This is a genomic window from Salinicoccus halitifaciens (genome assembly GCF_021026095.1).
Classification (GTDB): Bacteria; Bacillota; Bacilli; order Staphylococcales; family Salinicoccaceae; genus Lacicoccus; species Lacicoccus halitifaciens.
On the sequence record NZ_JAJNCU010000003.1, the window covers coordinates 1 to 25,280 of the forward strand.

Below are 25,280 nucleotides of genomic sequence, written 5' to 3' on the forward strand. Positions count from 1 at the left end.
TCATCTTGAGCTCGTATGATACTGACAGTATCAATTGCGTTTTTGAGTTGTGCGCCTCAACTGCTTCCATAATGGAAGACTTTTTTATCGGAATTAACGTTGACATATTGTCATTCAGTTTTCAATGTTCTCTTGACTGCTTTACTATCATAACATGCCAGTCTAACAAAAGCAAGTATGTTATTCAAGTTTTTTATAAGTTGTCGGCGCTTTTCTTTATTTCTTTTTCGCCCGACAAGATATAACTATACAGGACTCTGGAAGGTAATGCAAGCATTAAATTCATTTTCTTTTAAATTGTTTTAAAGCTCGTTTTTCCTGCTGAAACTCCTGCTCACCCACTGCTGTGTCTTGAACACTTAATTGGTGAGTGAACTTAATACTATACCAGCCATTTTAAAGTAATGCAATGGTTTTAACCATTTTTCTTAGAATTATTTAGAGTGTATTGGTAAGGCTACTTCTTATGAACTGCCGACGCTTTTAAGACTGGGGTTCCCACCTCCGACATTTGTCCCCCCTTAATCTCCCTTCACTTCAATACCCAGCTCTATCCTTATATTTAAGCTTCATCATTATAGTGATTCACCCCTGTTTCTTCTATAGTAAGTATATTAAGCTTCCATGACCCGGAAGGGTTTCTGGTTTCAGCTGCAACATATGATAGCCCCTTATAATGAAGGAACAGGACTTCATACCATTCGTTGTCCTCCTCTTTCTGCCGGATATGCCTCTTTTAACTATTCCTCTGATCCCCGCCATGACAACATTGACCGGTGATTTCCAATATGAAACAATATAACTGATTGATAAAAGAGGAGTGGGATGAATGGCGAAGGAAAAGGTGCAGTCAAAAGGTGTAGTTGCAGTAGTCATGGCTGCAGCATTTTTATTTACGTTTAGCCAGTTTCTGCTGATCACAGCCTTCCCCACCATCATGGCAGAATTTGATGTCAACGCGACGCAGGTGCAGTGGCTGACGACGGCCTTCCTGCTGACGAGCATCATATTCATTCCGATGTCCGGGTACTTATCGACCAGGTTTTCATCAAAGGCACTTGTCGTGTTCGCGATGTCATGCATGCTCATCGGAACCATCATCGGCGGCTGGTCCCCAGACTTCTGGGTGCTGCTCTTATCGAGAGTCATTCAGGCGATCGGTGCGGGCATCATCCTCCCCCTCGTGCAGACGATATTACTGATCGTCTTCCCATATGAAAGAAGAGGGTTTGCGATGGGCATGCTCGGAGCTGTAACCAACGTGGCGCCTGCCTCGGCCCCGCCCATCTCCGGATTCATCATCGATGTCCTGGACTGGAGGGCGCTGCACTGGGTGCTGCTCCCTCTCGTTGCCCTCACCCTCATTGCCGCCATCTTTTTCATGAAGAACGTACTTAAGAGGAATCCGGTCTCACTTGATATGCGGTCAATCGTATTATCTGCAATAGGGTTCTCCCTCTTCATATTCGGATTGAGTAATATAAGTGTATATGGATTGTTCGACTGGCTTGTGATCCTTCCCATCGCGGCGGGCTTGCTCAGTCTGTGGTTCTTCATCACCAGACAGTTCAGCATGCCTTACCCCGTGCTCGATTTAAGCCTGTTCAAAAACCGGAATTTTACGCTGGCACTGATACTTGTCTTCATCAATATGATGCTGCTCCTCTCCACCGAGACCATTCTGCCGATGTTCTCGCAAACGGTGCTCGGGACGAGCGCATTTTTATCAGGCTTCCTGCTTGTGCCAGGGACGATACTGTTGTCCATCATCACTTTCATATCCGGCGCCCTGTACGACCGCTTCGGCGGGAAGACCATCTCCATCACCGGGTTCGGACTGACTTCATTATCACTCGTGCTGCTCAACACTGTCGGCATGGACAGTTCCCCTTACTTTATCATGGGCTATTTCTGCATATTCATGTCCGGGTTCGGACTGACATTGATGCCGCTCGTCACTGTGAGCATGGCAGAACTGACGGAAGATGAAATCCCGCACGGGTCCGCAATCAACAATACGATCCGCCAGTTCGCGATGACTTTCGGCGTCATCGTACTGACCTCCATCATCAGCATCACCGTCTCCCTGATGGATGCACCGGTCCGGGTCAGCACTTATTGGGGCACGACTTACGCCTTCGCCGTAATGGCGGTGCTTGCCTTCATCGGGTTCCTGCTCACTTTTATGCTGAAAGATAAGTCGCGCTACCGATAGATGAAAATCTCCGCTCCCTGTTAAGGGGCGGAGATTTTTATTGTTCATTTCAGAATATATTTAATGCCGTCGCCTCCGCGGACTAGACGCCGAGCAGATATAAGCATATCGGTATAGTGATGATGCTGATCAGAGTCGTGATGAGTGTTGAGAAGGACACCACGTTCGGTTTTACATTGAACTGGACCGCAAGCATCGTCGAGTTCGCTGCGACCGGCATTGCATTCAGCAGGATGAAGACCATCTTCATCGTCTCGTCCACCGGCATCACAAGGACCAGCAGCGCTGCAATCACCGGTGAAATGATCATGCGGATGGATACGACCGCCGTCACATCTTTGATGGCGAAACTTTCTTTGGTGATGCGGGCGAGCTGCATGCCGAGTATCAGCATGACCACAGGGATGGCGGCGTTACCCGTCATTTCGACGATGTCCATTATCCCTTCATCGAGCCGGATATCGAGAAGCTGGAAAACCACCCCGGCAATCGCACCGTGGATGACCGGTATTTTGAATATGTTGGTCACCGCCTCCCTCACCGTGATCGTTGCGCCGCTGCCGAACGAGGCGATGAAGATGCCCACCGTACTGATGACGAAGCCGTGCAGCACCATGAGCACGATCGCATAATCGAAAGCGACGGCACCCAAAGCAAACAATGCAACGGGTGTGCCGTAGTTTCCGCTGTTGGGAAATAAAGTCCCGAGCAGTATGGCCGACATATCCTCTTTGGATGATTTCATGAAGTATCCCCATATTATTGTAATCACCATCAATATCCCCGTAAGCACAAATGTGAAGATGAATAAATACAGATAATCTATCGTAAGGGGATTGCGGTAGAATGTATTGAATGTGAGGATCGGCAATAATATGTAAAGTGACATGGCCGATATTGATTTGATGTCGAACTTGAGCATCTTATCCGCGATATAGCCCGCCGCGAACACCAGGAACACAGGGAGGATGATCATGAGTAAATCCATTGGGTCACACCACTTTCTGTTGAAGATGAATTGTATCGCCTTATTACACTATATGATAGATGAAATATATGGATCTGCACAGGCTTTATGACGGATGGAAGAAGAGCGGCCCCTCCTGCAGGAGGGACCGCAAGCTCACGCAAGATTTACAGGATTTCATTTCACAAAAAATGAGACTTCCCCGATTCCGCTGTATTTCACTGCGACATGATCCCCTTTTTCGATCAGATGGGCCGCTGTGATACCCCCGGTCAAAACCGGCTCGCCCGCTTTGATCACTTTACCTTCCTCACTCAGCATCCTCGCAAGCCTTGCGACGGAATTCACAGGATTCCCCAGTACGGCTGCACTGGTCCCTGAATCCTTCAGCTCGCCGTTGATTTTCAGGTTGACCCCGATCACATCCAGATCAAATTCCGCAGGACCGAAATGCTTCTCACCGAAAACCACACCCGCTGCCGAAGTATTATCTGCAATAACATCAGCCAGTGTGAAGTTGAAATTCTCATAGCGGCTGTCGATGATCTCAATGGCCGGGATGATGAATTTCGTCGCCTTCAATACATCGAATGCTGTGACGTCCGGCCCCCCCAAATCTTCTGAGAGCACAAATGCGATTTCCGCTTCTATTTTGGGATGTATGTACCCGCTGATGTCGACATCACCCTCCTCGACCATATGCCTGAATACATAGCCGTATATCGGATCATCAACATTCATCTGCTTCATCTTCGCTTCGCTCGTCAGACCCATTTTCGGTCCCAGTAATTCATGCCCTTCCTCCAGATGCTGCCGGATCAGTTCCTGCTGGATGATGTATGCCTCTTCAATCGTCAATTCCGGATATAAATCGGAAGTGATTTTCTTTATTTCTTTCTTGTCCTTATAAGCATGATGCACATAATCCGCCAGTTCCTTGATTTTTTGATTGTCCATAATGACCTCCATATGAGTTGACCGAAAAGTCTGCTAATTTTTATTATCTTCATATATAGTAACACAAATGAAAAAGAGACCTTCGGAAAAGAAGGTCTCTTCATATTTATATTTAATTGCTGCTTCCTCTTTTGACCATTTCGGCGACATTGACTGTGCGGGTTGCCTGGTGCTTGACGGCATCCTCGACATCTTCAACCATCTTGCCGTCCTGGTCGACGGTGACACTTGTGCCGTACGGGTTGCCGCCTGCACCGAACAATACCGGATCCGTATAGCCCGGAGATGCGATGATTGCACCCCAGTGGAGCATTGAAGTATATAATGAAAGTATCGTCGCTTCCTGGCCGCCATTCGGATTCTGCGCTGAAGACATCGCACTGACGACCTTATTGATCGTTTTACCTTCAGCCCAGATGCCGCCCTGGATATCGATGAACTGTTTCATCTGTGAAGCCATGGTGCCGAATCTTGTCGGGGTGCTGAATATGATTGCATCCGCCCAGACGATATCATCCGAAGTTGCGACAGGGATATCTTCTGTTGCCTCGATAGTCGCTTTCCATGCTTCATTGCCTTCAATGACCGACTCGGGCGCCAGCTCCTGGACTTTCAATAACTTGACTTCCGCACCGGCCGCTTCCCCAGCCTCTTTGGCCCACTTGGCCATTTCATAGTTTGTGCCACCCATGCTGTAAAATATAACTGCTAATTTAACGTTTTCCATATTGTTTTCATTCTCCTTAGATCTATTGAATAATTTTTTGAAAAAGCTCATTTTAAATGCTCACTTTCTGTTCTACTTTTGTATTCCTTCTATTTAACTACTCAGGTCTCTCGACGGTGAATATCTCACCGATTTCAGCGTAGTCATTCCCCGCCAGCCTGCTGACTGCCTTCAGCTTCAGCGGGTCAATATAACCGTTGTGATAAATGTCTTCATCTATATGATAGTGCTTCACTCTCAGCAGAAGCAGATCGGTGGTCGGGACGTTTTCTTCATTATATATGACCACATTTTGATACAGTTCTGTTTCATATCTGACTTTTGCTTCATTCAAGCCCGGCACTGCCACAGTTTTCGACTCTGTTGTTGTGAAGTGAGAAATATCCAGTTCACTTTCCTCTTCAGAAAGGGGTGCCGACGTTTTATTCGCCTCCTGGACATTATCCACATCCACAACATGCAGTACCGCTTCATTATTTTCAATGATATTCCTTGCCGTATCCTTGCTTTCGCCGCTTGAACGCTGCACGGCGACCGACAACATCGGCGGATTGTATGTGACGATGTTGAAATAGCTGAAAGGCGCTATATTGATGACCTCATCCGACATCGTCGCAACGAGCGCAATAGGCCTTGGGATGACCGACCCGATCAGAAATTTTTTCTTCTCTTTTTCCGTCAGCTGTTCCGGTGAGAAATCCAGCATGAAAGCAACTCCTTATATATCCAGTTTGGGCAGGGTTTTTTCGTATTCAGGTCTGAGATGTTCATACTGCTCCGGCAACTTCAGCGATGTCCCGAGTTCAGAAGGTTCCTCATCTACATCAAATCCCGGACCGTCTGTTGCAAATTCAAAGACGATGTTGCCCTTTTCACCAGTGTAGATGGATCTGAAGTAATTCCTGTCCCTCACTTCCGTCACACCGTAACCATCACTGGTCAAAGCATCCTGCCACTCTTTCAAAACATCCATATCCGGCACCGACCAGGCGATATGGTGCACTGTGCCGATCCCGAAGCGGCCACGCGGCTGGGGCGGAAGGGATGTCACTATATGATGCTTTTCAGCACCCGCTGTTTCAAAATGATGGTTATCGTCTCCGGTTTCAACCACTTCCAATCCCATCCTGCCCGTCAGCAGTTCTTTCGTACCTTCCGGATCGGTGGATAACAATTCTGCACCGTGGAATCCGACAATATCATTGGTGTCGGCAGTTTCAGTACCTTCGACGATTGCAAGGTCCAGCCCGTGGACGTCAGCAAACTCGAGCGTCTTCGCCCCGAAAAATTCCGTTTCCTCAGTTGTGATGCCGTGGCCGGCAAGGTGCTCAGCCCAATAATCCATGCTGCCTTTGGGCACGCGATACGCGATTCTGCCGACCTGGCCGCTGCCTTTCCTGCCCACATTATCATTCGTCCATGGGAAGAAAGTGATGACGGTGCCCGGTGTAGCGTCTTTGTCTGCAAAGTACAGATGGTACACGCCCGGATCGTCGAAGTTCACCGTCTGCTTGATCAGCCTCTGGCCGAGAACATCCCTGTAAAATCTCAAGTTTTCATTCGGATCGCCGACGATTGCTGTAATATGGTGGATTCTTTTGATTGCTTCCATAACTTCATCTCCTGCTTCATATATCATTAACCTTTTTTATTTATCTGAACGCGTCGTATCGAAATGGCGGACCTGTGCCTCGATTTCTGCACGTTTCGGTTCGAGCATCGGCGGCAGTGCGAGGCTCTCGCCCAGAGTCTCATATGGCTCATCACCCATGAAGCCAGGACCGTCGGTGGAGAGTTCAATCAGAATATGTCCGACTCTGGCATAGAGCGCTTCAAAATAAAATCTGTCCACATTGCCCGAGTGGCCCACACCGAGCTCATTATACCTTTCTTCCCATGCTTTAATCGCATCATGGTCTGCAACGCGGAAAGAAACGTGATGAACCTCGCCGTAGCCCTGCTGGCTCTGCCTCGTCTCATCTTTCCTTAAAATCACCTGTCCGCCATTGCCGCCTGCACCGACATCGAAAAGCGTGACATCCGCTTCCTCAACCACCGGTTTCATATCATATATATCGGTCAGCACCTTTTTGAAATCTTCATAGTAGCTCACTCTGATCTCAATCGGACCCAATCCATAGATCGCTTTATCTTCAGGCACGGGGCCGTTCTTCCACGGTGTGCCGGGCGCGACACCTTCATTATTTTCATCCGAAAACAGCTGGTATCTCTGTCCATCCGCTTCTTCGAACGGCAGGACTTTTTTGCCAAACAGCTCCTGGATGCCTTCATTTTTGACATCGAATTCTTTGAAACGTTCCAAATAATACTCAAGGGCCGCATCGTCCGGCACCCTGAGACCCGTACGTGAAATCGAGTTCGTACCGCGGACTCCTTTTGGATTGTTCGGGAAGTCGAAGAAAGTCATATCCGTACCCGGATTCCCAACATCATCCGCATAAAACGTATGGTATGTCTGGATGTCATCCTGGTTCACGGTCTTTTTGACAAGGCGCATACCGAGCACCTCCGTCATGAATTCGTAGTTTCTGACCGCATCGTCCGTCATTGCCGTAACATGGTGGATGCCTAATAATTCTGTACTCATAACAAAACTCCCTTTTATTAATTATCTCAATTTCGAGATATAATTTTTATTTAAAAGCTTATATCCTGGATATAAACTTGGTTTCTGCCGCTTCTATTGATGAGTTCCTTCACTTATTCAACATTCAACTTCTACCCGGCTTAAGGGGAAAGTAAAACATATTGAAGGAAACAAAATTATATTAAATCTTATATATTTCGATTCCGAGATTTATTATAAGATAAAAAGCTCTAATAATCAAGAATCAGGCTTGGGTGCTCAATTATTCTATATAAAAAAACTCCCCTGTCTGAGCAGGGGAGTTCCTCTATAATTCCGTACGGTATTCAATCGCCTTCGACAACGTCACTTCGTCCGCATACTCCAGATCGCCGCCGACAGGGAGACCGTGGGCGAGCCTGGTCGTTTTCAGGCCGATTGGTTTGACGAGCCTGGAGATGTACATTGCGGTCGATTCGCCCTCGATATTGGGATTGGTCGCAAGGATGAGTTCCTCGACATTTTCATCTTTCATTCGTTCCAGCAGGGCCGGGATATTGATGTCTTCCGGTCCGATGCCGTCCATCGGGCTGATTGCACCGTGCAGCACATGGTACATCCCGCTGTATTCGCGCATCTTTTCCATCGCGATCACATCTTTTGTATCCTGCACGACACAGATGATGCTGCGGTCACGTGATTTATCCGTACATATATAGCATGGGTCCACATCGGTGATGTGACCGCATACTGAACAAAACTGCAGTTCCCGCTTCACCTTCATCAGGCTGCGTGAGAAATCGACAACATCTTCTTCTTTCATATTTAAAACATAAAATGCCAGACGCTGGGCTGTCTTCGGCCCAATGCCCGGCAATTTCATGAAGCTGTCAATGAGCTTTGAAATGGGTTCGGGATAATGCATATTACATCATTCCCGGAATATTCAAGCCCTGGGTGTGCTTGCCCAGACGGTCGCTCATCAATGCGTCTGCTTTTGTCATCGCTTCGTTCGTCGCTGCAACGATGAGGTCCTGCAGCATCTCGATGTCATCCGGATCCACGACTTCCTCGCTGATCTCGACATCGACGATCTCTTTATGGCCGGATACGGTGACTGTCACCATGCCGCCGCCTGCTGTACCTTCGATTCTTTCTTCTTTCAGTTTTTCCTGCTCTTCTTCCATCTTCTTCTGCATCTTCTGCATCTGTTTCATCATGCCCTGCATATTATTCATTCCACCGCGCATTTATAATTCCTCCAATATATATCATTTTTCATTTATCCATTATATATGATTCTCATTATACTATAAACCATTATTATTCCCTAGTTTCCACTATGCTGCTGTCGAAAAGTTCCTTCGCGACATCCGACGGTTTCTTTTCGTTTGATGCAGGCTGGGTCTTTTCGGATTTCCGTTCTTTGATATAATCCGCCCGCACCTGCTGCCAGCTCGACTGCGGCACGCCGACCACCTGCACTTCTTTGCCGATGATCGTCGGGATGATCGCTTCCAGTTCTTTTTTCTTCTTATCATCTGTGTTGATCAGCTCGGAATGCACATCACTGTCGAACTTGATCAGGACATGGGTATCACTCGCCGCCACCGGCTCCGAATCCTTGATGAGCGACCTCAGAGCATGGAAGTTCTTCTCTTCGACATACTGATACACCTGCGGCCATCCGTCCTTCAGCTTCACGATGTCCTCTTTATTGGCTTTATCCAGGACCTTTTCAATCTGGCTGACTGAATAGCCCTTCCCGCCCGGCCGCTTCGCTTCGGTCCGCCGGCCGTTATTCGGCTGCGGGGAGAACTGGGCGTGCTCAAGGCGTCGTTCCAGCTCATTCAGCTTCTGTTCTATATGTGTGAGGTCCACTTCGGGGGCTTCCACCACATTGCTCCGCTTAGAGAGCACTTCTATCAGCTTCACGATCACGACTTCCAGGTGGACGCTTGTGTTCACGGAGAAACGCATCATCACCATCGCATCGTTCAATACATCGATCATTTCATATAGTACTTTATCTTCCACATTGAAGAATGCGACGCTTTCATCGATCTCATTTGAATGTTTCATCAAAATGATGTCCCTGATGTAGTAGACGAGCTCATGGATCAGACGCGTCGGGTCTTTCCCTTCATCGATGAATTCATGATACTTAATGAAGGCGGCCCTTGAATCCTGATGCTCGATCAGCTTCAGCCACTCATTCAGCGACTCCTGCTTGATGCCGCCTGTGATCATGACCACATCATCCAGGGTGATGGTGTCGTTGCTGTATGCAATCACCTGGTCCATGATGCTGAGCGCGTCCCGCATGCCGCCTTCTGCGGTCCTTGCGATGTATTCTATCGCACCTTCATCATATTGGATGGACTCGGAATCGGCCACGAATTTCAGCCTTTCGACGATTTCATTATTTTCGATCGCCTTGAAATCAAACCGCTGGGTCCGTGAGATGATCGTCGCCGGTATTTTATGCGGTTCGGTGGTCGCAAGGATGAATATCGCATGTTCAGGCGGCTCTTCCAGAGTTTTCAGAAGTGCGTTGAATGCGCCTGTCGTGAGCATATGCACCTCATCGATGATATAGACTTTGTAGCGGGTGAGGGACGGGGCATATTTCACTTTCTCCCTGAGGCTCCTGATTTCATCGACACCGTTATTGCTTGCTGCGTCGATTTCAATGACATCATTTGCACTGCCGTCCGTGATGCTGAGGCAGACATCACATTCATTGCACGGCTCGCCCTCTGCACCGAACTGGCAGTTCAGCGCTTTTGCGAATATTTTTGCGATGCTCGTCTTCCCGGTCCCCCTCGGACCACTGAACAAATAAGCATGTGATTCCTTGTTCCTTGTAATGGCATTTTTCAATGTTTTGGTGACATGTCCCTGTCCTACGACATCCTTGAAACTCTGCGGACGAAAGGCACGGTATAACGCCTGATACTCCATCCAGCGGCACCTCCGAATTATCTTATATCGTTCCCTATTATAACATTAATCCATAATGCATTACGAACTAAAAAAGACTGCATCTATTAATAATAGATGCAGTCTCGCATATGTAGCCGTGCACCGCTTCTTCGAGAAGACAGCACAAACGTTACTTAAAATACCGACTCAACCCCGGCGACCCTACGGCACATAGGATTGGCCACTTAATGCTGCTTCCTTCCGGACCTGACATGGTTCGTGACGTCCTATTGCATAGGACCGGGATCTCAACACCGGTAAGATTAAGGCAGTCTTCACACTGCTTCCCTCGGAAGCGGAATTCAGCCTTGCTGGAGCGGATTGCAAGTACAGGGCACCGCTAATTCCCCACTTAGCACGGTATTTAACATAATACCAAAATTATTTTTATGATGCAAGTATTAATCATTCACCCGTGAACCTTCTTGAAAAATCGACGAATCTGAACTCGCTTGCCAGGTGCTTCGATACATTGTACTGGAAAGGTGTGGCATCGCTCAAATGCACAACCGATTTCACATTTGCCGTGTACGGCGGCGTCACGGGACCGAACAGCTCGATGTCCAGTTCCGTCATCGGTTTGAACGTGATTTCCTTATGTGAATATGAGATGCTGTGACCGAGCCTTTTTTCGATATACTCATATATCGAGTCCTGTGCAACCTCTTCCGTCAGGCCCGGCATCATATCATGAATGAAATAATCCATGTCCACGATATGTGTCTTGCCTTCATATTTCCTCTGCCGGACCAGCTGCCAGAGCATCGTCTCCCCTTTCAGCCCGAGGGCGCTTTGGACATGCGGCACTTCGCCCGCTTCGATTTTATCCATGCTGTGGACAACGGTGGTGTAGACCCTCGTCTGCTGCGCCTGGACTTCCTTGAAGCTCGTCAGATGGGAGACCGTCAAATTCATCGAAGGATTGTAGATGACTACTGAACCTTTCCCTTTCATCTTTTGGATATAGCCGTTTTCCTGGAGCAGGCTGAGCGCCTTCCTCACTGTTTCACGGGAGACCCCAAACTGCCTGAGCAATTTATGTTCAGACGGCAGGACATCCCCGGCCTCGTATTTCCCCTCGACGATATCACTGGATAACGACTGGTAGATTTGATTGTATTTATTTAGATTCATAGCGTCACCCGGATTTTTTCATTTTGGACTTGCCTTCATTCATCATTTCCTGTAGATCATCAGCGCCTCGAAAGGCCTTAATTCATTGTCCCTGTCATCATAATTCGAAATCAGGACTTCACCGCCGCGCGCAATCTCTTCCGGCCAGGCCACATACTTATCGCTGTAGTTGGCGATCACAAGCAGCGACTCCCCATCGAGCGTTCTTTCATAGACGAATAAATTCCTGTCCTTCATCAGCATCGGTCTGATGTCGCCCGAAGTGAGGATTTCCATCTCATGCCGCATTTCGATGAGCTTCTTGTAAGTGTAGAAGACGGAAGTTTTATCTGCAACAGCTTTTTCAGCGTTGATCTCCGGATAATTGGGTGCAGTTTCGATCCACGGCTCCCCGTCCGTGAAACCTGCATGACGGCTTCCATCCCACTGCATGGGCGTCCTTGCATTATCGCGGGATTTCTTTTTCAATATATCCATCACCTGCTGGTAGGTGTATCCCTTCTCCCTGAGGATATCATAGGCATTCAGGGTCTCGACATCCCTGTACTGGTCGATCCGGTTGAAATCCGGATTGGTCATGCCGATTTCCTCGCCCTGATAAATATAAGGTGTGCCCTGAAGGCCGTGCAGGGAAATCGCAAGCATTTTGGCGCTTCTCACACGGTTTTCCTCATTGTCATCTTTCCCGAAGCGGGAAACCACCCTCGGCTGATCGTGGTTGCACCAGAAAATCGCATTCCAGCCGTTGCCCTCATGGATGCCGAGCTGCCACTTCATCAGTGTCTCCTTCAGGAGTATGAAGTCGTAAGACGCATCCGTCCATTTCTCACCGCCCGGATAGTCCACTTTCAAATGATGGAAGTTGAAGACCGAGTTCAGTTCCTCACGCTCCGGGGCCGTGTATTTGATGCAGTGGTCGATGGTCGTCGACGACATTTCCCCGACTGTCATGATCTCCTTTCCGCCGAAAGTGCGGCGGTTCATTTCATGGATATATTCATGGATGCGCGGACCATCGGTGTAGAACTCCTTACCCGGTCCGTCGGAATTTTTGAATTCTCCCTTGGACAGCAGGTTCACGACATCGAACCTGAAACCGTCCACGCCGAAATCGATCCAGTAATTGATCATATCATAAATTTCATCCCGGACCTTTTCATTATCCCAGTTCAAATCCGCCTGGGTGACATCGAACAGCCTTAAATAATATTGATTCGTATTATCATCATACTGCCAGGCATTGCCGCCGAACTTGGACTCCCAGTTTGTCGGCGGTGAGTCATATGTGCCGTCCTTCCATATATAATAATCCCGGTAAGGATTATCCTTCGATTTTTTCGACTCCACAAACCATGGGTGCGCCGTCGAAGTATGGTTGAATGCAAGGTCCAGCATGATTTTCAGGCCTCTTTCATGTGCTTCGTCCATCAGCGCCTTCAAGTCCTCTTTCGTGCCGAATTCCGGGTTGATTTCATAATAGTTGCTGATATCGTAGCCATTGTCCCGCATCGGGGATTCATAGACAGGTGTGAGCCATATATAATCGACGCCCAAAAGCTTCAGGTAATCCAGTTTTTCAATGATGCCGCGGATGTCGCCCGTGCCGTCACCGGTCGAATCATTGAAGGATTTTGGATATATTTGATAAACTACGGATTTTTTCCAGTCTGAAACTGCCACTTTAAAAAACTCCTTTATATTTAATCTACATCCACCATGTCTTTAGTCTGCGCCTTTGCAAATCTGGAGAAGACCAGTGTCAATACAAAAGGCACTACGATCGCAACAATCATGCCGATCAGGAAAAGTCCCCAGAATTCCTGTGTGATCGAGATGATGCCGGGCACCCCGCCGACACCGATGCTCGTCGCCGTCAGGACGTTTGCACCGAATATCGCACCGACGACCGAAGTGGTGAGGATCGCGGCGAGGAATGGGTACTTTAAAGGCAGGTTGACACCGAACATCGCAGGTTCGGTCACGCCAAGCCAGCCGGAAATGCCGGAAGTGAGCGCGAGACCTTCTTCTTTCTTCTTATTGTTCCTGCGGTATATGAGCCATGCACCGAAAGCGGCGGAGCCCTGTGAAATGTTCGAGATCGCAAGGATCGGCCATAGGAACGTCGCCCCGGTCGTACCGATCAGCTGCAGATCCACAGCAAGGAACATATGATGCAGGCCCGTGATGACAAGCGGTGCGTAGAACAGGCCGTATACCGCGCCGCCGAGTATGCCCGCAGTGTCGAACAGCCAGACGATGCTGTCGGAGATGATGCTGCTCGCCCATAACGTGATCGGCCCCACAACGATGAACGTCAGTATGCCGACGACCAGTAAAGAGACCGGTGCGACAATCAGCAGCTTGAACATATCAGGCACACGCTGATTCAGGAAGGCTTCGACTTTTGCCAGAAACCATGTCGCCACAAGTACAGGCAGCACCTGTCCCTGGTAGTTCAACTGCTCAACTTCGAGGCCGAACACGTTCCATGTCGGTATATCAGCGAGTTCCCCCGCTTCCTGGTCGAACAATCCGTACTGGCTCGCAAGATCCGGGTGGCACAGTGCCAGGCCGAGCGCAATACCGAGCAGAGGGTTCCCGCCGAACACTCTCATCGCCGACCAGCCGATCAGCACCGGCAGGAAGATGAACGGCGCCACTGCGATGAAGTTGATCATGCTCGCAAGACCCTCAATGCCCGGGAAGACGCTGATGAACGATTCGTTTTCCCAGAACAGACCTTCCGCCGTCAACAGGTTGTTGATGCCGAGCAGGAGGCCGGCGGTAACAATCGCAGGTAAAATCGGTATGAAAATATCACCGAGCATCTTGATGAACCGCTGGATTGGATTCATCTTCGTCGCTGCGGCCTTCTTCACTTCCTCTTTGGAGCCGCCGCCTTTACCCGTCTCCTCTTCAAAAATCTTGAAAGCTTCATCCACCGTCCCCTGGCCGATGACCACCTGGAACTGGTTGTTTGCTGCAAAGGAACCTTTGACGAGGTCGATCTGATCCAATTTCTCCTTATCCACTTTGCTTTCATCTTCAAGTGCCAGACGCAGTCTTGTCACACAGTGCGTCGCTGCATTGACGTTTTCCTTACCGCCGATGGCTTCAATGATTTTCCTGACATCATCACGATTTACCGCCATTCCACTCACCCCTTCATTTACAAAAAACTTTATCATGTATATACAACGAACACAAGCAGTTTCACCTTAGATATCTGTATTTTCCAAAAACTCAATTTTCTTTTGTAAAATAAAAAAATCACCGGGCTCGGCGAACCGAATCCGGTGATTTTTTAGGATAGGAAATATTTTATTATTATCAGTTAATATATACCACATTTTAACCATTTAAAACATATAAATTTAATTATTTCTCAATTTTTTTAAAATAAATACAAAAAGGCTGATTAAAATAAAGACCGTTCCAGTGATAATGAGCGTCCAGTCCATTGAAGTGAACCCGGCCGCCTCCTCTGAAAGCACCACTTCTTCCGTCTCCACCGCTTCATCTTCTTCCTCAGTCACTTCTTCTTCCGCTGAAGCCAGGGCAATGCGAAGCCCTCTTTTGGATCTGTCCGTCAATTCGATTTCTTCAGGTGCTTCCGCCACTTCATATTCAGCAGCTTCCACTTCAATTTCGTACTGTCCTGAAGGTATGTCCTCAAAGGAAAAACTGCCGTCCTCTTCAGATTCTATTGTTTGTTCTTCAAATCCGTCACCTGTCAAAGTCAGCTCCACACCGCCGACACCAAGATTTTCATCATCCATCACAGTGCCTTCAATCGAGAACGCCTCGACCGGCAGGATGTCCACATTCACGACCCGCGGTTCATCTTCCTCTGCAGGCTCTTCCACGACCGGGTCCTCGATGACAGGCACTTCTATTATCGGTTCGGGTTCTGGCTGCGGTTCCGGCTCAGGCTCCGGTTCTGGTTGTGGCTCGGGTTCCGGCTCAGGCTCAATATACTCTTCCACAGGTTCCCACTCTGAAGGTTCATCGTTATAGTAACCATCGTTAAACTCATTGTAGCCATTGTCATTATAATTGTTGTAATCATCATTATAGTAGGTGTTATCGTCATACGAATCACCCGGGAAGGTGCCGGACGGCTCTTCTTCTGAATCACCGGTATCGCCGTTTGACTCCTGGTTGTTGTCCGTGTCCTCTTCCTCCTGATCATCAACGGCCTGTTCATTCATACTCTGACCGGGCTGAAATGTATTTGCCATTACGCCGGCCGGAAACAGGACCAACATGAGTGACGATATTATAAACAGCAGTTTGACTTTGATGACTTCCACTCCTCTACTGGTTTGTTGAATATCCACACTTAAATATATCATAAACGCAGCAGATTATTGACTGGAAATTGAAAGCCACGGACGTTTATTTTCCCAGTGGACTTTGACCGGAATTTTATAGATGTCGCTTAAGTTCGCAGATGTCAGGACATCTTCTTTCCTGCCGCCGGTCACCACTTCCCCGTCCTTCATCAGGAGCACGTGTGTGATCACATCCGTGATCTCCTCGATATGATGCGTCACATAGATCAGGTGGCTGTTCCTGTCTCTGATGCTCTGTGTGATGCTGAGGACGTCTTCACGCGAGAGTATGTCGAGGCCCGAGCACGGCTCATCCAAAATCAAGAGGTCCGGGTCCGCCATAAGCGCCCGTCCGATGATCGTCCGCCGCTTCTCACCCTGTGAGAGTGTCCGGAACACCTGGCCCTTCAAATAATCCAGACGCAGGTCGTTCATGATGCCTTCAGCTTTTTCACGGTCCGCGTCGGTCACTTCCTGATAGATGCCGAACGATGAGAATTTCCCGCTGAGTACGATATCCTCGACAAGCTGGTTGTTCAATGTCACATCAAAACGCTCCAATGCCGTGGAAACGACACCGATCTTTTTACGCATCTCCGGTATGCTCGCCTTGCCGAAAGTCGTATCGAGCACCGTGACGCTGCCCTTCGTCGGATAATTGTATCCGGTGACAATGTTCAAAAGCGACGTCTTCCCCGAGCCGTTCAGCCCGAGCACCGCCCAGTGCTCCCCCTGGTCCACAGACCAGCTGACATCCTTCAGGATTTCCTGGCCTGATTTGACCCATTTCACGTTTTGTATGTCGATGATTTTATCCAATATGTATCACTCCAATTTAATCATTACCTATATCATAATCAATTTTTGATGTAAAAAGAAGACAGGACACGCCCTGTCTTCAAATTATTCTAAATTTTATGTGTTTATTCTTCAACCAGTTCATATCCTTCTTCCAGCAGCTGCTCTTCTGAATCTTCCATACTGATGTAATCTGCTTCCGAAGCATCCTCTTCAAAACTTTCCTCTTCCAGATTTACTATATCACCAATATTTGCCACGGAATAATCCACTTCAAGCTTTTCGACGATGCCCTCTTCCCCGTATTCGATGCTCTGGGTCACGCCTTCGACTTCGTTGTACTGTGCCCCGATGGCATCCAGTGCTTCACGCGCTTCCTCTTCCCCCGCTACGCCGAGCGCTTCATATGTCATCTCAGTTTCAGAAGTCTGCCTTTGAACTTCATCACCTATATAGTAGTACACCAATTCATTGACATAACCTTCCTGCTCATAAACGAATGTCTTCGATTCTTCTTCAGAAGTTGCATCCTCCTCTGTACCATCGCTGGAATCCGATTCACCTTCCCCGACTTCTTCCTCTTCCGTCACAGGATCTCCAGGGCTGTTGGCGCCCTCTTCAACTTCATCGCTTTCTTCAATTGCCGCATCTTCCCCATTCCCACATGCAGCGATTACCAGTGCCATGCCGCCGATGGTACATAACTTAAGTAAATTTTTCATGACTGATCTCCTTCGGTTGATTTGAACTTACGCTCATCATTTTATCGTCACTGCAAATATATTCAATCTAACCTATATTGCCCTGTTTTCCCTTTCAGTAAACAGTATGTGCAAACGCAGCGAACGGCACAAAAAGACCGGGAACTCTGTCCCGGCCTCATTCCAAAAGCACTTTATACATCAAATAAATTATTAAATGACTCCGCCATCGTCGGGTGCGTGTAAATATTGTTCTTCAGAGCGGTGGCGGGGATATCATGGTCGATCGCGAGTTTCACGATATTGATGATTTCCTCGGAATTCCTGCCATAGAGGCTCGCCCCGAGTATTTTATCGGTCTCTTTGTCCACCACGGCTTTGAAGACGCCCCGCTCATCGTCATCCACTTTATGGCGCGGTATCTCCTTGACCGGAAGTTTGCCTTCGGCCACTTCATGCCCTTTCTTCTTCGCCTGTGAAGCGGTCATGCCGACCCTTGAAAACGGCGGATCGATATAGACGGTATAAGGCACCGCCCCGCGGTTTTCAGTCGTCCGTCCGCCGTCACCCTTCAGCTGACCGTAGACGATCCTGAAGTCATCATGAGAGATATACGTGAACTGCATCCCGCCTTTGACATCGCCGAGCGCAAAAATATTATCTGCAGTCGTGCGGAGGTGTTCATCCACTTTGACCGCACCGTCCTCATCCAGTTCGACATCCGTGTTTTCTAGCCCCAGCCCTTCAGTGTTCGGACTCCGGCCGGTCGCAATGAGCATCGCATCCGCCTTGAATGTGCCGTTATCCGTCTCGGCCACCACAGCATCCCCGTCATTATAGACTTTGGATGTTTCTGTATCACTTACGAATTCGATGCCCGCTTCAACCATATCATCATAGACCGCCGTCCCGATATCTTTATCTTCCTTGATCAGAACATGCGGAGACCTGTCGATGACTATCACTTTCGTGCCGAGTGCGGTGAACAATGAAATGAATTCCAATGCCACATAGCCCGCACCGAGCACGATAAGGGAATCCGGCTGGTCATCAAGCTCCATGATGCCTTCAGAATCAAAGATGTTATTTGTGGTGTCGATGCCTTCAATGTCCGGTATATTGCTTTTCGCTCCGGTATTGATGACGACCGTTTCCGCGGTGAGTTCATCTATGACCTGATCTTCCTCCACTATTTCAACCGTTTTATTATCTTTAAAACGTGCAGTGTTCGTATATATATCCACATTTTCGTTGTCTTCCAGTTTTTTACGATTTTTCTCATTTAAATCGTTGACCACATTGGTTTTCCGGCTCATTGCCTCCCTGAAATTCCGGCCGCGTCCCGCTTCTTCAATCAATGTCTTTGAGGGGATGCAGGCTGTATTGATGCATGAACCACCGTACATTTTAGGGCTCTTTTCTATAAGCGCCACCTTTTGGCCATCTTCACCGAGGGCCCCTGCGAGTGTCTTGCCGCCTTTGCCGAAACCGATGATGATAATGTCATAGTCCATTTAACACCCTCCCGTCATATTCAATATTATATATATTCCCGGTATGGATGAATTGAAACGATATGTACATGCCTTACGGCCAGAGCAGCAACTTTTCCCACCCATCATCCACTCTTACATATTTGAGGCGGGTATGTACGAGGTCTTTACGCGCCTGGAAAAACTCCATTTCCGACGGAACCACCTTGTATAACGTCCATGTCTTGAAAGCTTCCGGGTTTTCTTCAACCAGTCTCGCTGCTTCCCGCATTTCCCGCTCCAGTTCCTCCATGCTTCCAAGCTCAAAGCTTTGCTTTGCGGTCAGCGACAATGCTTTGGAGGCCGGATGACGCCGGATGAAATCATTCCTGTTCACTTCTTCAGGTGCCGCTTCCGCATGCCCTGTGATGCGGATCTGCCTGCCGACCTCACGCCAGTAAAACGTCATCGCAACACTTTTATTGCTTTCCATATCCTGCCCTTTCCGGCTTTCGGCGTTCGAACCGATGATGAAGCCATCATCCTCCATATCCCGAAGATTGACGATCCGTGAGCTTGGCGCCCCTTCCTCATCCACCGTGCTGAACATGAATACACTCGGCTCCAAAACCCCCGCTTCCACTGCATGCCCGAACCATTCATAAAAAGTCTCGAATGGATCATCCGGTGCTGTCTCCACCTTAAAATCAGGATAGTCGCCTGCCAGTGCAGGACTTTTATATATCAGTTTTTTAATGTCCATAATAAACCCCTCTCACTTGTAGACACTCCATATAATTATAACTTTACTGACGATAAATTTGAAAACTTGAGGCCCGGTCTTGTAACTTTTCAAAAGTTTATACATAATAAAAACACCGGACATCTCTATATTGTCCGGTGTTTAACAATTATTCAACTGTGACACTGACTTCACCCAGATTTTCGAATACTGCCTTGAACTGATCGCCCTTTTCGACATCCAAGGCTTTCGTCAGTGCACCTGCAAGTATAACCTCGCCCTTTTTCAGGCCGATGCCATATTCATGCAGCGATTTGGCCAGCCAGACCACGGCTTCCAATGGGTTCCCAAGAACTGCCGAACCATAGCCCTCATCCAGCTTCTCATTGTTTTTGAACACTTCCATTTTAATTTCAGGCAAATCAATTTCATGTAATTTCTTCCGACCTTCGCCTAAAATCATTCCCGCAGACGAGCCATTATCCGAGACGGTATCTTCGAATTTAATCTTCCAGTCTTTTATACGACTGTCTATCACTTCCGCTACAGGCATGACATAGTCGATTGCCTGAGCGACACGTTCGACCGTGATGTCACCGCCGTCGATATCTTCCTTCAGTTTAAAACCGATTTCGAATTCGACCCTTGGCCATATGAAATCATCTCTGCTGATTGTCGAATCATATATCATATCATCGAATATATGGCCGTAGTCCGGCTTGTCGACACCCAGCATTTCCTGCATTGCTTCGCTCGTCAGGCCTATCTTCTTACCTGCAATCTCCACCCCGTCGCTCAGACGTTTCCCGACATACGCAAGCTGTACGCCATAGGCTTCCTGTTCGGTCAACTCAGGGTACCGCCCAGTGAGCGCCTCTATCGGCTTTCTTTCTTTTTCGGATTCATATATTTCTGATCCGAGTTCCTTAACATCCATCATCCAGTCACCTTTCTAATTTGCCACAAGTTGATATTTTGTACTAGATGAAACTTTATCTTTCCAGTCGATACTAATGCTTCTGTGATTTATCTTTTTCATCAGGCACCTGTGCGTGAAATAAAGCTTCTGATCCCCTTTGTCGATATATATCTGGCTGTCATATTCCACGTCACCGAGGCTGATTGAAACTTCATAAACTCCGTCACCCGGCAGCATATAATAATCTTCCAGATCCATGTACCCGTCTTCAATGCTTGCACGTGTACGATATTCCCTGCCAAGCATTTCGGTCAATTCGTCCATTCTGCCCTGTGCGACAGCCTCACGTATTTTCGTGGAACTGATCTTTTCGCCTTGGTACTCCACCTTTTCAACTTTGGTCGCTGTAATTTCCTCTCCCGAATCGTTGAAAATAGTATCGATGCTGCCTGCGCCTTTGAACCCGTATGAAAAATCGTAACCGGCAACCGCATGCAGCGTACCCAACTTCAATAAATATTCCTGTACATATTCTTCAGGAGGCATTGAAGCGAAAGTCCTGGTGAAATCAATGATGTATACAGTGTCGACCCCTAATCCTTCAAAAGCATTGATCTTTTCTTCCAATGGAATTAAATAGTCCACTTTGTTCCTGCCGTCTGACAGCACTTCTTTTGGATGCGGGAAAAAAGTCATAACGTTGGTGGATACACCTTTTTCCTCCGCAATTTCCCGGGCTGTCCCGATCACTTTCATATGACCTTTGTGCACACCGTCGAAAAAACCCAGCGCAACGACATTCTCCTCTGCCTGATCCTGCCAATATCCGAGGTTAGATTCATTGATAAAAATGACTTCCATCTTAAACGCCTCCTTTTGAATATAGATCGGCTTATCTGACCTCTTCCAGTTCCAGTTCCTTGAGCTCCCTGTACTTGCCGCAGTTGAAGATGAGCGGGTCGCCGTCGGTCAATGTCAGGTCGTTGACCTTGCCGATGAAGAGGACGTGATCCCCTTCCGTGTGCTCATTGTACACTTCGCATGACAGCTGACATACCGCATCGGATACGACCGGCACACCGGCGAGTTCATCGAATTCGTATTTATCCTCGAACTGTTTCTGGCCTGCAAAGCGCATGGATTCCTCCTGCTGCTCACATGACAATACATTGACTGAGAACTTGCCGCTCTGTCTGATGCGATCCAGCATCTTCGCCTTGTCCCCGATTGAAATGACGATAAGTTTCGGATCGAGTGAGACGGACATGAATGCATTGGCCGTCATGCCGTATGCTTCACCATCCACCTCCGTTGCGATTACGTTGACACCTGTAGCAAATTTACCCATTGCGTTTCTGAATTGACGATCATCCATGAAAAATTCCTCCTATTTTGGTTCTTCACTGATTTTGGTTATGATTGGTTTCGTCGTGCTTTCTGCAGCATTTTCTTCTTCTTTAGACTTTTTCTTATCACCCAGCAAGCTTGTCTTCTGAATCAGGAAATAAAGCACAAAACCTGATATTAAGGCAGGAGCCGCACCGTATAATGCCAAAATGATTGCCATCAGTCCGGCCACGCCCATTTCACTTTCAGTGCTCACCTGCTTCATGCCGATTGTAATACATAAATAGCCGGTCAATATCAGCGTTAATGACAAAGCGATCGGCAGGAACGGTGCAAAAAAGGATACGATCGGAAGCAGCAGTATTCCTACAGTGAAAGCAATCAGCATCGTATTTGCGCCGGAATAAATGGAGTCCATCGCTTTCTTGCCGTAAGTATAGCGCTCTGCCACCGAGGCGGTGCCTGCCGTGAATATCGGACCCGACATGCCCGGATGTGGTGCAATCAACGCGTTCAATAAATTCCTCAGTGCTGTAATCTTATGCAGATTACTGAAGCTGTAAGTAATCTTTTCATCCGGTCTCGCTTTTTCGGCACGCTTCATCAATTGATCCCCGACGATGATGTCACCATATGCAATGATGTATGCCATTATTGCGATCGGAATAGCTGAAATGAACATATCAATACTGGGAAAACCAATTACGAAAGGTGTAATCGCCCATACTTCCTGAAAAGCCAGAGGCGTAAGACCCCATTCTATCACCGGCAATTCATACTCCCCGACAACCACTCCCACTACGATAGCTACCAGTATAGCCGGTAAAATCCCGTAGTTTGCAATATTTTTTACCCAGTTGTGATTTTTGGTGACCTTCTTAAAGGACATTGAGAACATTATGAACAGGCAAAGTACGGCTCCGACTGTTATGGCAACCGGCGTCACAGACATACGTCCCCCCGGTTCAAGTTCCGTCATGATTGCTGCAATACCTGCGCCTATCAATATTCCTGCCTTCAATGAATTCGGCAGCTTAGCCACAACTTTTTCACCTATACCGCTGAATGCGAACAAGAAATAGATGAGGGCGAGCACTATTTGGACGGCGATTATGGCATGGACCGCCTCGGTACCTGTTTCGTACCCCTGCAGAAATACCACAATCAGCGGGATGAGTGCAGTGATGAATCCCGAGACGAACGGTACCCCCATCGAAGATGGCAGCAGCATCAATAATTGGTTGATGACGGTTATCGTCACAGCCGCGCTGAATGATATCCCCATAAAGCTCGTCATGATTTCCACCATGCTCAAACCTGCTGTAAATAAAACCAGCCCTTGAAAAAATTCCGCTTTTTCAATCCGGTAATGCAGGAATGGCAATCTGATCTTCAACGATCCGAGCGGCCAATACGGCTGTTCTTCACCATCTTTTCTTTTATAGAAGCTCATATCAATTTCCCCCTTGATGATATGGTCTGTATGATGAATTCATCATACAGACCATCCCTCATTAATCTTTATACGGCTCCAGGAAATCGATGATCACTCTGTTGAATTCCTCGACCTGTTCCCACTGCGGCCAATGACCCGCGTCGTTGATTACAGTAAGCTCTGCGCCTGGTATCATATCTTTTATAGGGCCAGCCTGTTCTACAGTCGACGTTGGATCATGATCGGTCCAAGCAAGCAGTGTAGGCGCCTGGATTTTTCCGCACCAGGAAGGGTCCCAGATATATTGCTTTCTTGCTTCAGGTTCCTGCAGATAGACGATGTTATGCACCGCCTTCTGATAGGAAGGTTGAGTGTAGATGTCATAGCGGACCTGAATCAGTTCATCGGTCACGACACTCTTGTCATACATCAGCCACTCCAGACGTGTCTTCACGTTTTCATAGTTTGCTTCAAGCACCGCTTTCAAAGTGGATGCCTTCAATCTCTCCATCACTTCAGGATCACTGTTGACGTTACCTGGTGTATTCAGGACCATGGCTTTGACATATTCAGGATGCTCGGCTGCAAACCATGCCGATACCCATCCGCCAAGTGACTCACCTGATAAGAACACTTTTTCGTAACCCAGTGCATTGATGACATCCAAAAGATGGTCACTGTAAGTATCGATGCCGTAAGGCTTGTCCGGTTTATCGGTATAGCCGTGTCCCAGCATATCCACAACATAGAGTTTAAAGTGTTCCGCCAGGCCCTTGACGTTTTTACCATATGCTTCAATATGACCTCCGGTGCCATGCAGCAGAATCAGCGGCTCACCTTCGCCCGCTTCCAGCACACGAGTTTTCACACCGTTGGCATCCAAATAAAACAACCTGAATTCTGTATCTTGTACTTCTGTCCAAAGTGACATGAATAAATACCTCCACTAAAATTATGTTTTTATAAATTATGTTTATTTTTTAATTGTTGACTTTCGAACCTACCCACTCTTTGTTTACAGGAGTGGTCTCAAAGAATGCATCAGGTACAGCCGGACCCCACCACAATCTGCCTTTTTCGTCATATTCCTCTTTCGTCCAGCCGATCGGCGGAAGATCCTGATCCCGGTTGTAGTCGCCGGAATAGATTTCAATCCTGTGACCGTCCGGGTCGCGTATATATAGGAAGAATGCGTTTGATACGCCGTGACGGCCCGGGCCGTACTCGACGGAATCGCGGTAGCCTGCATCAGCCAGCAGGTCGGCGGTCCTTACAACTGCTGAGACACCGTCGACGATGTAAGCAATATGGTGAAGCGCGGTTTCTTCCTGTTTAACGAGCGCCACATCATGCGTCGATGTTTTCGCCCTTGTCCATGCAGCGAATTTTTCATCGCCGTCCTGCACATATTCCGAAATGCTGAAGCCGATCTTCTCCCAGTAGTTCCATGCTTCGTCCACACTTTTCACCCGGAGGTTCATATGGTCGATCCGCACCGGAGGGATACCGTTGAAAATGTGTGTGTTACGCATCGGCAACTTTTCCACGCCCGGTTTTCCCTGACCAACATCAATCTGCTGCATGGAGTGATAGAATTCCACCGGGTGACCACTCGGTTCTGCCACTCGTAACGTTCTGCCTCGTCCTGGATGGACGCCTTCAATCATTTCCGTTTCGATACCCATTTCATGATGCAGCGCCTCCAGCTCATCCAGGTATTCTTCACTTGATACCCTCAAGCCGAAGTTGGCCAGTGCAATCTCTTCACTTTCAGTGAGGACCAGCGTATGGGTATCAAACTCATCCGTCGCCCGTAAATATAAACTGTTTTCAGTGCGGTCCACCTTGATGAACCCTAAAGTATCCACGTAAAACTTCTCTGATGCGTCTAAATTTGAAACGTACAATTCGATTTGTCCAAGTCTTAAAATCATAATTTCCCACCCTTTATCAATATTTA

24 protein-coding genes and 1 other RNA gene are annotated in these 25,280 nt (G+C 47.9%); 1 reads left to right on the forward strand and 24 read right to left on the reverse strand.

The features are described 5' to 3' along the window. Window positions 1-829 precede the first annotated feature (829 nt). A complete protein-coding gene (locus LPW40_RS06545; RefSeq protein WP_230821435.1) occupies window positions 830-2,215 on the forward strand; it encodes a DHA2 family efflux MFS transporter permease subunit in 1,386 nt (461 codons plus the stop codon). A gap of 82 nt (window positions 2,216-2,297) precedes the next feature. Here the strand turns inward: LPW40_RS06545 and LPW40_RS06550 are convergent, their stop codons facing one another. The 24 genes from LPW40_RS06550 to hpaD form a co-directional block, all read right to left on the reverse strand. Then, window positions 2,298-3,203 carry an AEC family transporter gene (locus tag LPW40_RS06550; RefSeq protein ID WP_230821436.1) on the reverse strand — a complete coding sequence of 302 codons (906 nt, stop codon included), beginning with the start codon at window positions 3,201-3,203 and terminating at the stop codon, window positions 2,298-2,300. 156 nt (window positions 3,204-3,359) lie between these two features. Continuing rightward, complete coding sequence (locus tag LPW40_RS06555; RefSeq protein ID WP_230821437.1) at window positions 3,360-4,139, reverse strand: 2-keto-4-pentenoate hydratase; 780 nt, start codon at window positions 4,137-4,139, stop codon at window positions 3,360-3,362. 112 nt (window positions 4,140-4,251) lie between these two features. Continuing rightward, a complete protein-coding gene (gene wrbA, locus LPW40_RS06560) occupies window positions 4,252-4,866 on the reverse strand; it encodes an NAD(P)H:quinone oxidoreductase type IV (protein ID WP_230821438.1) in 615 nt (204 codons plus the stop codon). Window positions 4,867-4,963: 97 nt separating this feature from the next. Then, window positions 4,964-5,572 carry a flavin reductase family protein gene (locus LPW40_RS06565; RefSeq protein WP_230821439.1) on the reverse strand — a complete coding sequence of 203 codons (609 nt, stop codon included), beginning with the start codon at window positions 5,570-5,572 and terminating at the stop codon, window positions 4,964-4,966. Window positions 5,573-5,584: 12 nt separating this feature from the next. Next, window positions 5,585-6,478: a VOC family protein gene (locus tag LPW40_RS06570; protein WP_230821440.1), complete on the reverse strand. Its 894-nt coding sequence runs from the start codon at window positions 6,476-6,478 to the stop codon at window positions 5,585-5,587. Window positions 6,479-6,514: 36 nt separating this feature from the next. Beyond that, window positions 6,515-7,474 carry a ring-cleaving dioxygenase gene (locus tag LPW40_RS06575; RefSeq protein ID WP_230821441.1) on the reverse strand — a complete coding sequence of 320 codons (960 nt, stop codon included), beginning with the start codon at window positions 7,472-7,474 and terminating at the stop codon, window positions 6,515-6,517. Window positions 7,475-7,781: 307 nt separating this feature from the next. Beyond that, on the reverse strand, window positions 7,782-8,378 hold the full coding sequence (recR, locus tag LPW40_RS06580) for a recombination mediator RecR (protein WP_230821442.1): 597 nt from the start codon (window positions 8,376-8,378) through the stop codon (window positions 7,782-7,784). Between the two features lies 1 nt (window position 8,379). Continuing rightward, window positions 8,380-8,703 carry a YbaB/EbfC family nucleoid-associated protein gene (locus tag LPW40_RS06585; RefSeq protein WP_230821443.1) on the reverse strand — a complete coding sequence of 108 codons (324 nt, stop codon included), beginning with the start codon at window positions 8,701-8,703 and terminating at the stop codon, window positions 8,380-8,382. Between the two features lie 73 nt (window positions 8,704-8,776). Next, on the reverse strand, window positions 8,777-10,417 hold the full coding sequence (gene dnaX / locus LPW40_RS06590; RefSeq protein ID WP_230821444.1) for a DNA polymerase III subunit gamma/tau: 1,641 nt from the start codon (window positions 10,415-10,417) through the stop codon (window positions 8,777-8,779). 116 nt (window positions 10,418-10,533) lie between these two features. Next, window positions 10,534-10,799: signal recognition particle sRNA large type (gene ffs, locus LPW40_RS06595), an RNA gene on the reverse strand. A gap of 44 nt (window positions 10,800-10,843) precedes the next feature. Further along, window positions 10,844-11,572 carry a trehalose operon repressor gene (gene treR, locus LPW40_RS06600; protein WP_230821445.1) on the reverse strand — a complete coding sequence of 243 codons (729 nt, stop codon included), beginning with the start codon at window positions 11,570-11,572 and terminating at the stop codon, window positions 10,844-10,846. A gap of 42 nt (window positions 11,573-11,614) precedes the next feature. Then, on the reverse strand, window positions 11,615-13,252 hold the full coding sequence (gene treC / locus LPW40_RS06605) for an alpha,alpha-phosphotrehalase (RefSeq protein ID WP_230821446.1): 1,638 nt from the start codon (window positions 13,250-13,252) through the stop codon (window positions 11,615-11,617). A gap of 20 nt (window positions 13,253-13,272) precedes the next feature. Further along, window positions 13,273-14,724: a PTS system trehalose-specific EIIBC component gene (gene treP, locus LPW40_RS06610; RefSeq protein WP_230821447.1), complete on the reverse strand. Its 1,452-nt coding sequence runs from the start codon at window positions 14,722-14,724 to the stop codon at window positions 13,273-13,275. A 222-nt stretch (window positions 14,725-14,946) separates the two neighbouring features. Then, window positions 14,947-15,783, reverse strand: a complete 837-nt coding sequence (locus LPW40_RS06615; protein WP_230821448.1) for a carboxypeptidase-like regulatory domain-containing protein — start codon at window positions 15,781-15,783, stop codon at window positions 14,947-14,949. Window positions 15,784-15,939: 156 nt separating this feature from the next. Beyond that, window positions 15,940-16,725 (reverse strand): ABC transporter ATP-binding protein, encoded by a 786-nt coding sequence (locus LPW40_RS06620; RefSeq protein WP_230821449.1) that lies wholly within the window; start codon window positions 16,723-16,725, stop codon window positions 15,940-15,942. A 104-nt stretch (window positions 16,726-16,829) separates the two neighbouring features. Continuing rightward, window positions 16,830-17,426 (reverse strand): DUF1307 domain-containing protein, encoded by a 597-nt coding sequence (locus LPW40_RS06625; RefSeq protein WP_230821450.1) that lies wholly within the window; start codon window positions 17,424-17,426, stop codon window positions 16,830-16,832. A gap of 173 nt (window positions 17,427-17,599) precedes the next feature. Next, on the reverse strand, window positions 17,600-18,919 hold the full coding sequence (gene merA / locus LPW40_RS06630; RefSeq protein WP_230821451.1) for a hypothiocyanous acid reductase MerA: 1,320 nt from the start codon (window positions 18,917-18,919) through the stop codon (window positions 17,600-17,602). Between the two features lie 73 nt (window positions 18,920-18,992). Next, window positions 18,993-19,640 (reverse strand): pyridoxine/pyridoxamine 5'-phosphate oxidase, encoded by a 648-nt coding sequence (locus LPW40_RS06635; protein ID WP_230821452.1) that lies wholly within the window; start codon window positions 19,638-19,640, stop codon window positions 18,993-18,995. A 148-nt stretch (window positions 19,641-19,788) separates the two neighbouring features. Next, window positions 19,789-20,556, reverse strand: coding sequence for a 2-keto-4-pentenoate hydratase (locus tag LPW40_RS06640; RefSeq protein WP_230821453.1), 768 nt, complete (start codon window positions 20,554-20,556; stop codon window positions 19,789-19,791). Window positions 20,557-20,571: 15 nt separating this feature from the next. Then, entirely contained in the window at window positions 20,572-21,399 is an 828-nt protein-coding gene (locus LPW40_RS06645; protein ID WP_230821454.1) for an adenylyltransferase/cytidyltransferase family protein, read from the reverse strand. Window positions 21,400-21,430: 31 nt separating this feature from the next. Continuing rightward, a complete protein-coding gene (locus LPW40_RS06650; RefSeq protein WP_230821455.1) occupies window positions 21,431-21,913 on the reverse strand; it encodes a flavin reductase family protein in 483 nt (160 codons plus the stop codon). Between the two features lie 12 nt (window positions 21,914-21,925). Beyond that, window positions 21,926-23,338: a solute carrier family 23 protein gene (locus tag LPW40_RS06655; protein WP_230821456.1), complete on the reverse strand. Its 1,413-nt coding sequence runs from the start codon at window positions 23,336-23,338 to the stop codon at window positions 21,926-21,928. Window positions 23,339-23,399: 61 nt separating this feature from the next. After that, entirely contained in the window at window positions 23,400-24,251 is an 852-nt protein-coding gene (locus tag LPW40_RS06660; protein ID WP_230821457.1) for an alpha/beta fold hydrolase, read from the reverse strand. A gap of 49 nt (window positions 24,252-24,300) precedes the next feature. Continuing rightward, a complete protein-coding gene (gene hpaD, locus LPW40_RS06665; RefSeq protein ID WP_230821458.1) occupies window positions 24,301-25,254 on the reverse strand; it encodes a 3,4-dihydroxyphenylacetate 2,3-dioxygenase in 954 nt (317 codons plus the stop codon). Between the last annotated feature and the right edge of the window lie 26 nt (window positions 25,255-25,280).

Bases quoted from the DNA above. Each gene is read 5' to 3' on its own strand.
- LPW40_RS06545 (WP_230821435.1), top strand. From the start codon at position 830: ATGGCGAAGGAAAAGGTGCAGTCAAAAGGTGTAGTTGCAGTAGTCATG.
- LPW40_RS06550 (WP_230821436.1), bottom strand. From the start codon at position 3,203: ATGGATTTACTCATGATCATCCTCCCTGTGTTCCTGGTGTTCGCGGCG.
- LPW40_RS06555 (WP_230821437.1), bottom strand. From the start codon at position 4,139: ATGGACAATCAAAAAATCAAGGAACTGGCGGATTATGTGCATCATGCT.
- wrbA (WP_230821438.1), bottom strand. From the start codon at position 4,866: ATGGAAAACGTTAAATTAGCAGTTATATTTTACAGCATGGGTGGCACA.
- LPW40_RS06565 (WP_230821439.1), bottom strand. From the start codon at position 5,572: ATGCTGGATTTCTCACCGGAACAGCTGACGGAAAAAGAGAAGAAAAAA.
- LPW40_RS06570 (WP_230821440.1), bottom strand. From the start codon at position 6,478: ATGGAAGCAATCAAAAGAATCCACCATATTACAGCAATCGTCGGCGAT.
- LPW40_RS06575 (WP_230821441.1), bottom strand. From the start codon at position 7,474: ATGAGTACAGAATTATTAGGCATCCACCATGTTACGGCAATGACGGAC.
- recR (WP_230821442.1), bottom strand. From the start codon at position 8,378: ATGCATTATCCCGAACCCATTTCAAAGCTCATTGACAGCTTCATGAAA.
- LPW40_RS06585 (WP_230821443.1), bottom strand. From the start codon at position 8,703: ATGCGCGGTGGAATGAATAATATGCAGGGCATGATGAAACAGATGCAG.
- dnaX (WP_230821444.1), bottom strand. From the start codon at position 10,417: ATGGAGTATCAGGCGTTATACCGTGCCTTTCGTCCGCAGAGTTTCAAG.
- treR (WP_230821445.1), bottom strand. From the start codon at position 11,572: ATGAATCTAAATAAATACAATCAAATCTACCAGTCGTTATCCAGTGAT.
- treP (WP_230821447.1), bottom strand. From the start codon at position 14,724: ATGGCGGTAAATCGTGATGATGTCAGGAAAATCATTGAAGCCATCGGC.
- LPW40_RS06615 (WP_230821448.1), bottom strand. From the start codon at position 15,783: ATGAATGAACAGGCCGTTGATGATCAGGAGGAAGAGGACACGGACAAC.
- LPW40_RS06625 (WP_230821450.1), bottom strand. From the start codon at position 17,426: ATGAAAAATTTACTTAAGTTATGTACCATCGGCGGCATGGCACTGGTA.
- merA (WP_230821451.1), bottom strand. From the start codon at position 18,919: ATGGACTATGACATTATCATCATCGGTTTCGGCAAAGGCGGCAAGACA.
- LPW40_RS06635 (WP_230821452.1), bottom strand. From the start codon at position 19,640: ATGGACATTAAAAAACTGATATATAAAAGTCCTGCACTGGCAGGCGAC.
- LPW40_RS06640 (WP_230821453.1), bottom strand. From the start codon at position 20,556: ATGGATGTTAAGGAACTCGGATCAGAAATATATGAATCCGAAAAAGAA.
- LPW40_RS06645 (WP_230821454.1), bottom strand. From the start codon at position 21,399: ATGGAAGTCATTTTTATCAATGAATCTAACCTCGGATATTGGCAGGAT.
- LPW40_RS06650 (WP_230821455.1), bottom strand. From the start codon at position 21,913: ATGGATGATCGTCAATTCAGAAACGCAATGGGTAAATTTGCTACAGGT.
- LPW40_RS06655 (WP_230821456.1), bottom strand. From the start codon at position 23,338: ATGAGCTTCTATAAAAGAAAAGATGGTGAAGAACAGCCGTATTGGCCG.
- LPW40_RS06660 (WP_230821457.1), bottom strand. From the start codon at position 24,251: ATGTCACTTTGGACAGAAGTACAAGATACAGAATTCAGGTTGTTTTAT.
- hpaD (WP_230821458.1), bottom strand. From the start codon at position 25,254: ATGATTTTAAGACTTGGACAAATCGAATTGTACGTTTCAAATTTAGAC.